Origin of the sequence: Nostoc sp. WHI (assembly GCF_015714725.1) — a bacterium.
Classification (GTDB): Bacteria; Cyanobacteriota; Cyanobacteriia; order Cyanobacteriales; family Nostocaceae; genus Nostoc.
Genome location: NZ_WBKM01000238.1, coordinates 1 through 10,478, shown reverse-complemented (window position 1 = coordinate 10,478; position 10,478 = coordinate 1). Strand labels below are relative to the sequence as shown.

Here is a 10,478-nt window from a genome sequence, read left to right as displayed (position 1 = left end):
GGGGAGTGGGGAGTGGGGAGTGGGGAGTGAGGAGTGAAGAGTGAGGAGTGAGCATTGGGCATTGGGTACTTGGAAAACTCTTCCCTACTCCCTACTCCCTACTCCCTACTCCCTACTCCCTACTCCCTACTCCCTACTCCCTACTCCCCAAAATTTATTCGTCTTCTGCAAACACGAAACGATATAACTCGCTGGGGTCTGGTTCGGGGCTGCTTTCGGCGAACTTAACTGCCTCGTCGATCACATCTTGAATTTTACGATCAATTGCTTTAAGTTCTTCCTGATCCGCTAGATTTTGCTCTAGTAAATAAGCTGCCAACTTCTTAATTGGGTCACGGGCAAACCAAAATTCTTTCTCAGCTTTGCTTCGCATTTCATCAGGGTCTGCCAAGGAGTGACCCCGGAAGCGGTAGGTAAGTGCCTCAATTAATGTTGGCCCTTCACCTGCACGGGCACGAGCTACAGCTTCTTGAGCTACGGCTCGCACTGCCAGTACATCCATGCCATCTACTTCCACGCCCACCATGTTAAATACACTGGCTTTTTTATAAATCTCTGGCTGAGAAGTTGCTCGCTCATGGGACATACCAATGGCCCACTTATTATTTTCGACCACAAAAAGAATTGGCAGTTTCCATAGGGCTGCCATATTTAGCGTCTCGAAAAACTGGCCGTTGTTAGCTGCACCGTCGCCAAAAAAGCAAGCTGTCACTTGGTCAGCATTTTGATCTCCTAGCACTTCGCGGCGGTATTTGCTTTGGAAAGCTGCACCAGCTGCTACAGGAATTCCCTCAGCCACAAAAGCATAGCCACCTAGTAAGCGATGTTTGGCAGAAAACATGTGCATAGAACCACCGCGCCCTTTGCTGCAACCTGTGGCTTTGCCAAATAATTCTGCCATTACCTCTTTTGCTGGTACACCCGCACTCAGAGCATGAACGTGGTCGCGGTAAGTACTACAAACGAAATCTTCACCCGGTCGCATTGACTGTACAACGCCACTACAAACGGCTTCTTGACCATTGTACAAATGGACAAAACCAAACATTTTGCCCCTGTAGTACATTTCAGCGCACTTGTCTTCAAACAAGCGCCCTAAAACCATGTCTTCATATAACCGTAACCCTTCTTGTTTAGTAATGTGCGTAGTAGCAGCATTAAATGTGGGTAAAGTCCGCTCTTGAACCATTATTTTTGAGTATCCCTGTTGTACAACTTAAAGTCACGGTCTTAAATAAGTTTGGTTTAATAACACCTGAGCTTCTAACAGACTAGCGTTTACAAGAGTCAACAATCAAACTTTATTTATGCACCAAAAAAGGATCTTAAGGAATGGGTAAATTTAGGATTTTACGGAAAGTCTGAGCCTTGGCTTTCGGCACTCAGACGATACCTATGGTCGCCTCTGTGCGTAGCTTGGCTTTTGAGTAAAGTACAAGTCGGCATAGTCACCCAAAGTCGTGGCTTAACTTTCCAAGACGAATTTTTAACTTTTCAGCTTATGCCCCCTGAGAATTTGACTCTAACGGCAATATCTGCCGTTGTGAGTTTTCCTCTTTCACCATTCCCCTTGATAGACTAGCAATCAAGATAGACTGCTTTCTGCATATCCATTAACAATTTATTAAAAAAAGGGACGCAAAAGTTTCTATACCTAAATGTCTAATTGTAATTAAAGGTTAAATATGGTATTGTATTGTTCTCCTGTTATCAGGGTTAACTCCCAGTAGCGGTATTTTAATGACCGCATTAAGTAAAGTTCCGAAAAATCAATCAATAGCTTCCTGCGATCGCAACATTTATGCCGTTACCAAAAGCGGTAGTTGTGTTTTATGGCATTGAGGGCTGATACTAGTCGTTGTAAACCAAAAATACTAAGAATTAAAGCAAAAAACTGAGCCTTTCTAGGCGAAAGCAAAAAATTATTACTAGAATGTGACTCACAATTTCGGGAAGGTACAAAACAAGTTGTTGCAATATACACTTGTAGAGTAGATTCTACACGGTATCATTATGGCACGGTTTTACAGGACTGGGACGCTCTAGGTGAATTATGTTGATCACGGTGCAGGGGAAGTAGGCTGTGCGAATTCCGCTAGATTACTACCGAATTTTAGGACTACCGTTAGTGGCAAGTGATGAACAATTGCGGCAGGCATATAGCGATCGCATTGTACAATTGCCAAGACGTGAGTATTCTCAACCAGCAATTTCTTCTCGTAAACAACTCATAGAAGAAGCTTACGTGGTTTTATCAAATCCAAAAGAACGCAGTACCTACGATCAGCTTTATCTTGCTCATGCCTATGATCCTGATAACCTTGCTGCTGCCGCAGTAGCACTGGAAAATCGTCCAGAGAGCCACAAAAGAAGTATTGATGCCCAGAGTCTGGGCATCGAAATTTCCCAAGACGAGTTAGTTGGTGCTTTATTAATTTTGCAAGAGTTAGGAGAATACGAACTTGTACTAAAACTAGGTCGTCCGTACCTGCTGAATAAAAGCGGTGTTCCAAGTACTCGAAAGGGCAATAATTTAGCAGACGAAGAAATACATCAAAGTGCTGAACGTCCAGATGTCGTTCTCACTGTTGCCCTTGCCTGTCTAGAACTAGGTCGAGAACAATGGCAACAAGGTCACTACGAAAATGCCGCTATATCCCTAGAAACTGGTCAAGAATTACTAGCACGCGAAGGGTTTTTCTCCAGTGTACAGGCGGAAATTCAGGCGGATCTTTACAAATTGCGACCATATCGAATTTTAGAGCTGCTGGCACTATCTCAAGAAAAGACTGCCGAACGACGCCAAGGCTTAGAATTATTGCAAAACCTTTTAGAAGATCGTGGCGGGATTGATGGCACAAACAATGATGAGTCTGGTTTAAACATAGATGACTTTCTGCGATTTATCCAGCAGTTACGTCACCACTTAACAGTTGCAGAGCAGCACAAGTTATTTGAAGCCCAAAGCAAACGTTCTTCTGCTGTTGCCATTTACCTAGCCGTTTACGCCTTAATAGCACGGGGATTTGCTCAACGGCAACCGGCTTTAATTCGTCAAGCAAGGCAAATGCTAATGCGTTTGGGCAAGCGCCAAGATGTACATTTAGAACAGTCGCTATGTGCGTTACTTTTGGGACAAACCCAAGAAGCAACTCGTGTTTTAGAACTTAGTCAAGAATACGAAGCTTTAGCTTTTATTCGGGAAAAATCTCAAGACTCTCCAGATTTATTACCAGGGCTATGTCTATATGCAGAACAGTGGTTGCAACACGAAGTATTTCCCCATTTTCGAGATTTGCTAAACCAGCAAGCTTTCCTAAAAGACTACTTTGCCAACCAACAAGTGCAAGCTTATTTAGAAGCACTGCCAACGGATGCAGAAACAACTAATGAATGGGCTGTAATTAACCCCCAATCTTTTCCCCAGACAAATAATCCCCGTTTCCCCAACAATTCAACTGGGACTTCAGGGCAATTTAATCATAGTAGAACACCTGACCCAGATTTGCCAGAAACACCAATAAAAGAAAGACCTGAATATTCAAACTACTCGCAACCTAGATGGAATTCGTCTAAAAGTGGACAATCAGAAGAACCTTCTATACAGGTTCCTACTGCCGAACGCCTGACCAGAGGCACTAATCAGCATTTGAATGGTTCAGCTAAAACTGCTGCACCCGGTCATAACCAAAAGCGTAGGAGGAAAAAACCTACTCAATCTGCTAGCCGAGAACGTGTACCGGTTAATCGTCCTCGTCATCCTCGGCGACGGCGAACTTTTGCTAACACCATAGAAGGAAAAACACGGCTAGTATGGAAAGTGTTTATTTCTTTAGTGAGTTTATTAGTTTTATGGGTGTTAGTCACAACGACTTTTGGATGGTTAAAAAATCTGTTTTTCCCTACACCAACTGTGCGTAATTTACAGCTATTCATAGAGATAAATCAACCACCAACATTTATTCCCAACCGAAACAGTAAACTACAATCACCAGAAGGTCTTTTAACAGATGCAACGGCGGAGGAAGTCATTCAGACGTGGCTATCTACTAAAGCCGCAGCTTTAGGCCAGAATCATGAGATTGATAGTTTAGGGCAGATTTTAACTGGTTCAGCCCTATCTCAATGGCGGCTGATTGCTCAACAAGAGAGGTTAGACAACCGCTACCGAAAGTACAATCATAGTCTGAAGGTGGAATCTGTAGATAAGATTGATTTATTCGCAGACCGTGCCGCAGTGGAAGCTACGGTGAAAGAAGTAACACAGTTTTATGAAAATGGCCAGTTTAAAAAGTCTTCTGACGATAATTTGCGAGTCCGATATGATTTGATTCGGTACAAAGGTAAGTGGCGCATCCAAAATATGTCAATTGTCAATCAGATAATACCAATTATTTAAAAGCTTGCACAAAATAGTTTTATTGCTCAATCACGTCTAAAAATTAGTTTAACAAACAGCACATTCACCAGAGGCGGAGCGTCTCCGGTGTTTTTTAATCAGAAGCTCCAACTACATTCTGGTCATAATCAATTAAAGAACCTGTCATCATTTGTGAATCATCACTGAGTAAATAAGCAGTTAACTTAGCAACATCTAAAGGCTTAATTAAACGTCCAAAAGGTTGTTTAGCTTCAGCCAATTCTAACCAATTACCCTGCTGACTCATAGCTTTCTGAATAAGATGCTCATTGGGAGTATCCATCCAGCCAATATTTAAACCATTAACGCGGATGTAATCTTTTCTCAAAGCATGAGCAGTATTTTTTGTAAAGGTTGCTAAAGCTCCTTTAGAAGAAGAATAAGCAGTCAAATAAGGCTGTCACCCATAACTAGAAACACTAATAATATTAACAATACTTCCTGGTATTTTTTCTCTTTTCATTACTCGTACTACTTCTTGAGTAAGGATAAAAGGTGCGCGAACATTAACCGCAAATAATAAATCCCACAATTCAACGGTTGTATCTTCTAAATAACCTCTAGTACTTAAACCTGCTGCATTAACTAAACCATCTACTCGACCAAAATGGCGATCGCATTCTGCTACTAAAAAGCGACAATCAGATTCTTTAGCTAAATCTGTAGCAATAAATATACTACTACAGTTTAATTCTTCTAAAGACTGCCTTACCTTCTCACCTTAAAGAAAAAATAACCCTCACTTTTGAACCTTTTAGTAATAAGCTTCTACTCTATTGAGAATAGACTGTCTTTATTGACATGATGCGATCGCTTTAACCATGACGGTGATCGTAAAAGTCTAGTTTATGTTTAATAGATTCAAAAATTACGTCAAGATGTTCAAATCAAATTGCAATGAGTGAAAATTAGAGAGGTCTGTTATATGCTGTTTAATTGCTGCCTTTGATAACCCGTTAAGGATATCAATGATATGTTTCACTCTTAATTTTCTCGGCTACTGTAACTATGACTTTGATATTCGTTATCCTAGAAACTAAGGAGTGTTTTTGTGTGGCGATTGTTACTTGATTTAGTAGCAATCGCTTTTTATTTTGATTGTCAGAAGTACTGGTGCTAATACACTTTTTCAATGTTGTCTACCATTTGCTAGAGAAGTCATCTTTGTAACAAATAATTTCTTAAGACAGTTAATTGCTTGACTACGTAGAAATTCAAGCATTGATGCGATCGCAAAGCAATGAGCATCATTCACCGTGACTAATAGACCTCTTGCAAAAGTCCTTCTTTGCGCCTTTGCGCCTTTGCGTGAGACAAAAAATTAATAAGATTGGATTGCTAGCTCAGTAATTACCCGACGCTAGACAACAAATTATTGAGAATGGACTTGTGTTGTGAACCAACGGACTTGTGTTGTGAACGAATGGACTTGTGTTGTGAACCAACGGACTTGTGTTGTGAACGAATGGACTTGTGTTCTGAACGAATGGACTTGTGTTGTGAACGAATGGACTTGTGTTCTGAACGAACGGGCTTGTGTTCTGAACGAATGGACTTGTGTTCTGAACGAATGGACTTGTGTTCTGAACGAACGGACTTGTGTTCTGAACCAACATTACATTTTGTATGTATTGTGAATTTATCTAAATCCAGGGTATGCGATCGCTTCTAGTGAAACGCTACCAAATCTGGATTCTAGGGATTGAATTAGCACGATGACCCCGTTCTTAGGTATTAAATATTAAATGTAGCTGGATTAGATTGCTGTGGCTCAGGCATTGCGAAAATTCAATCTGAATGGAAGACTGCCGTCATCACGATCCATAAGAGGTTTCATCAGTAGTGCCGTTAATTCCTGACTTAAACCAAAGGAGAAATTTCCATCGCCAAGGTACTGTAAGCTAAAGTAATTATTCTCACTATCGAAATTATCCCGACGCAGAACTGTAATCACTTTTATTGCGGTGGACAAGAATACCCAATACCGATACTTATCTGAATTGATATGACTAGCAATAAAAGAATTCCAAGATTCTTGCCAAGCTTGAATTGATGGTGTTGAAATGGAACACGCGAAACCTCGAATATCGTTGGTGATCGAAGAATTTACAATTAGTACATCATCACGAACAAAGGCTGATATAAAATCAAGGGTTTCAAAATTCTCCGCAGTAGAATTGTATAGAACAAAGTTTGTATCTTCTTGCCAAATTATTTCCCCATTGCAAACTCGAAGTCCAAAAATAATTCCCCCAACATTTTGCTCAATGATATTACTATGGATACCATACGACTGTACGATAGCAATGATTATTGGCAGAATCCTGTCCGATGCCAACTTACCATTAACTAACATTGATAGTACTTGTGGTGTTAAAGCGGCATGATAGGAGGTGAGGCTTCCAATTGTATAGTAGTCAAACTGGTTACTGTCTAATCCATGCCTTGAGTCCCAATGGATAAGTTTTGGATCACCATTCGAGGGTGCATAGGCTAATAACAATTCAACAGGTAGCTTAGGATCAAATGGCCTTAAACTGGCATTTACCTTTCTGAATAAATCTGCAAATGTTTCTGCACTGGATAAATTTTCTTTCAGAAACTCAATAATTGCTGTTGCTAATTGAACATCGCCTGCAAAAGCTATAGCTGTGTCGGGTGTTATAGGTATAATTTTTAACAAAGATTCCTCAACGTACTCACCCCTAACTTTGTCGTGGAGTTGACCAAAACTTGATTTATCAAGCTTTGGTAGAGATGATTTAGTAACTGCGCTATCACCCAAGAGGTAAACGCTATCCCCGTATTTCCAAGCAAAACAGTATGTCATGACATTACCCCTCTTCTGTCACTCTCCGAAAACATTTGCCTTTTCTAAATTCTAGAGCTTTTGTATAGTAAGCGATGTCTACGACGGGCTACGCCTACGCACGATTTTTTTCTAATAACAAATACAGCACCAATTTTTTTCTAATAAGATAGCTTGTATTGATTACCTGATCAGGCTTCTAGCGATCGCTCTCTCGGAGAGTGACAAAAGAGGGTTACAGCGCTTCCCGCTATTATACAATACAGTTTTTCTCCTTGCCCTTTCCTAGCATAGCTTTCAGCTTTTAAAATGTACCTCATAGCTGCCGGAAGTGCTGTAACCCTTAACACTTAACGCGATTCAACTCTTTTTAACAGAAATATAAATAATTATCTGTCTCGCCCATCCCTGCTTCCTAAATATTAGGCCTGAATCCTTACTACAAAAGACATTTTGATAAAGTCATTTATTCTTTAATTCGGATTGAAAACAGAGGAACTGCTAACGAGCTATTTTTCCGAATTACCGAAGGAGAACAGTCATTTGCTGAACTAGCACGTGAATATTCTCAAGGGCCGGAAGCTGATACAAGTGGGATCATCGGGCCAGTAGAACTTGGTACTATCACTCCTAATTTTGCTCAGTTACTTTGCACAAGCCAAGTGGGTATAGTTCAAGCACCCGTACCCTTTGGAGATTCATGGGTGATTGTACGTGTGGAAAAGTTTATAAGCGCACAGTTAGACGATTTTATGCGCCAACGATTGCTACAAGAGAATTTTGAAACTTGGTTTAAACAACAACTGAATCAACTGTCGCCAGAAGAAAAAACCTGGATGGGAATTAATACTAAATCAGTGCAGGTTCAAGAAGCTGCGTAGGGGAATGGATTTATCTCACGCAAAGGCGCAAAGGTAAGAGTAATTTTATGAAGATGGCTGTTTAAGATGATGAAAAATACAACTGTTGATATTCAAGAGTTTGTTAGTGAACTGTTTCCTTTTAATTATCTGCCACTAAATGTTTTGGAAAATTTGCTCAACAAGGTGCAGTTTTGCCGCTATCGCATCGGGCAGGTAATAGTAGCACGGGAAGCTATGCCTGAGCAGATTAGTGTTATTTACCAAGGACAAGCGCGTTTATTAGGGTATAATTTTCGAGGACAAAATCCGGCGACGCTGAAGTTACTTTCATCAGGAGAGGTTTTGGGTTGGGTGAGTCATGTGCGGGGTATTGCTTGTGAAACTGCGATCGCTTCTACTGAAGTTATCACTTTTAATCTGGCGATCGCTGATTTTCTCGCATTGATTCAGCAGGAAAAAACTTTTGCTCAAGCTTTAGATAATACTGCCTCCATCATAGAAGTATATGAACTGCTTATTGAGGAACTGAGTCGTCGCGCAGATGGTAGCAAGAATTTAGTTAAGCTTGCTAGGACAGCAACTCAAGCAGCCGTTATCAAAACATTCTCTACACGCAAAGCATCCCTTCAGCAGTTAGATTCAGAATTCTTGTGGTTAGTTAGTAGTAGTTCGAGTGCTTACTTCCCTGTGGGGAGTCGCTTAGAGTTGGATGATGTCAACCCCAAGCTGAAATTTAATGCAAGTATGCGTCTGGTGGGATTACCTAAATCAATACTTGGAGAAAATCTTGCACCCACACCAAAAACATTCTTACCCGCAGAGATTCCTTACGCCTCCGAAATTGCGATTGCAGCAGAATCATCTGCCCAAGGGAAACAAAAGAAGTATCCTTATATCAAGGGTAGAGGGCCGCTGGATGGTTCGTTAGCTTGCTTCCAGATGTTGAGCCAATACTTTAACATCTCTTGGCGCAAGGATACACTGCGGCGGGTGTTGACAAAGCAGCACGAACAAAAGGGGATTATATCTCTGCAATTTTGCGCCGCCGCCGCCGAGTTGATGGGGTTGACAACACAGATGGTAAAAGTTCCCGCCGCCGCAGTCGGACGCTTGCAATTACCAGTAATGATTTCTTGGCAAGATAGTTTTGCCATCATCTATAAAAATAGCAATCAAGAGTTACTCATTGCAGTTCCAGAGATGGGACTACTGCGCTACAAATTACGAGACTTTGCGGAAAACTGGGGGGCTGAAGGAGAAGTACTGTTACTACAAACCACCAAAAACACTCCCAAAGCGCGGTTTAGTTTGAGTTGGTTTGTACCTTCACTGCGGCGCTATCGGAAAGTACTAATTGAAGTACTAATCGCTTCCATTGTTATCCAACTATTTGGGCTGGTAAATCCTCTCGCTACACAGGTGATTATTGATAAAGTATTGGTTGGTAACAGTCCTGATACTTTAGAAGTTTTCGGCATCTTTTTGCTAGAGTAGCAGTCATCGAAGCAATACTTACCAGTATTCGTTGCAACGCCTTGCTGATATTTTAGACACTCCCCAAGAAACAGAAATCGGCAACTGTCAAAATATCCTTATGCCCAGTATTCAAGGTAGTGTCCGCTTTGAAAATCTTAGCTTCAGTTTCTCGGAACATGGGCCGATGCAACTGTGCAATATTAATTTAGATTTTCCTGCTGGCTCCTTTGTGGGAATTGTTGGTCAAAGTGGCTCTGGTAAAAGCACTCTACTAAAATTATTACCCCGACTTTACGAACCCAAGTCTGGCAAAATTTTGATTGATGGCTACGATATCAGTAAAGTTGAACTTTATTCTTTACGTCGTCAAATTGGCATGGTGTTACAAGATACCCTTCTCTTTGATGGGACAGTCCGCGAAAACATTGCCTTGGGATATCCTGATGCTAGCGATGAAGAAATTATTACCGCCGCCAAGGTAGCTTATGCCCACGACTTTATTATGTCTTTACCCAGTGGCTATAACACCCGTGTCGGTGAGCGGGGTTCGGGGCTTTCTGGAGGACAACGCCAACGAGTAGCGTAGGCGTAGCCCGCCGCAGGCATCGCTCGTACTGTTCTGCAAAATCCACAATTACTGATTCTTGATGAAGCAACCAGTGCCTTAGATTACAATGCTGAAGCCCAAGTCTGCGGTAATTTAGCGAGATGCTTCCAAGGTAAAACAGTGTTTTTCATTACTCACCGCCTCAGCACAATTCGCAATGCCGATGTCATTCTGATGATGGAGCAAAGTGCTGTGATAGAACAAGGGACTCATGAAGAATTGATGGCGCTCAAAGGTTATTACTACTGTCTGTATCAGCAACAAGAAGCGAAACTTTAATAGGGAGTGGGGAGTGGGGAGTGG

4 protein-coding genes and 2 pseudogenes are annotated in these 10,478 nt (G+C 41.4%); 3 read left to right on the top strand and 3 right to left on the bottom strand.

All coding sequences use genetic code 11. From position 1 onward, the window contains the following. Positions 1 to 154: 154 nt before the first annotated feature. Positions 155 to 1,189 carry a pyruvate dehydrogenase (acetyl-transferring) E1 component subunit alpha gene (pdhA, locus tag F8S12_RS24175; protein ID WP_196518854.1) on the bottom strand — a complete coding sequence of 345 codons (1,035 nt, stop codon included), beginning with the start codon at positions 1,187 to 1,189 and terminating at the stop codon, positions 155 to 157. An 894-nt stretch (positions 1,190 to 2,083) separates the two neighbouring features. On the opposite strand from pdhA, the gene F8S12_RS24170 reads away from it, so the two are divergent. Next, entirely contained in the window at positions 2,084 to 4,399 is a 2,316-nt protein-coding gene (locus tag F8S12_RS24170; RefSeq protein WP_196518853.1) for an IMS domain-containing protein, read from the top strand. Between the two features lie 94 nt (positions 4,400 to 4,493). On the opposite strand, the pseudogene F8S12_RS40905 reads toward F8S12_RS24170, so the two are convergent. Together F8S12_RS40905 and F8S12_RS24150 are read right to left on the bottom strand one after the other, a co-directional pair. Then, a pseudogene (locus F8S12_RS40905) lies at positions 4,494 to 5,126 on the bottom strand (SDR family oxidoreductase); the annotation flags it as partial. Between the two features lie 1,065 nt (positions 5,127 to 6,191). Then, positions 6,192 to 7,250: a hypothetical protein gene (locus tag F8S12_RS24150; protein ID WP_196518850.1), complete on the bottom strand. Its 1,059-nt coding sequence runs from the start codon at positions 7,248 to 7,250 to the stop codon at positions 6,192 to 6,194. A gap of 398 nt (positions 7,251 to 7,648) precedes the next feature. Between F8S12_RS24150 and F8S12_RS24145 the strand changes: the two genes are divergently transcribed. Then, complete coding sequence (locus F8S12_RS24145) at positions 7,649 to 8,110, top strand: peptidylprolyl isomerase (RefSeq protein ID WP_331001435.1); 462 nt, start codon at positions 7,649 to 7,651, stop codon at positions 8,108 to 8,110. A 66-nt stretch (positions 8,111 to 8,176) separates the two neighbouring features. Next, positions 8,177 to 10,454 (top strand): annotated as a pseudogene (locus tag F8S12_RS42440) (ATP-binding cassette domain-containing protein). Positions 10,455 to 10,478: the final 24 nt, after the last annotated feature.

Bases quoted from the DNA above. Each gene is read 5' to 3' on its own strand.
- pdhA (WP_196518854.1), bottom strand. From the start codon at position 1,189: ATGGTTCAAGAGCGGACTTTACCCACATTTAATGCTGCTACTACGCAC.
- F8S12_RS24150 (WP_196518850.1), bottom strand. From the start codon at position 7,250: ATGACATACTGTTTTGCTTGGAAATACGGGGATAGCGTTTACCTCTTG.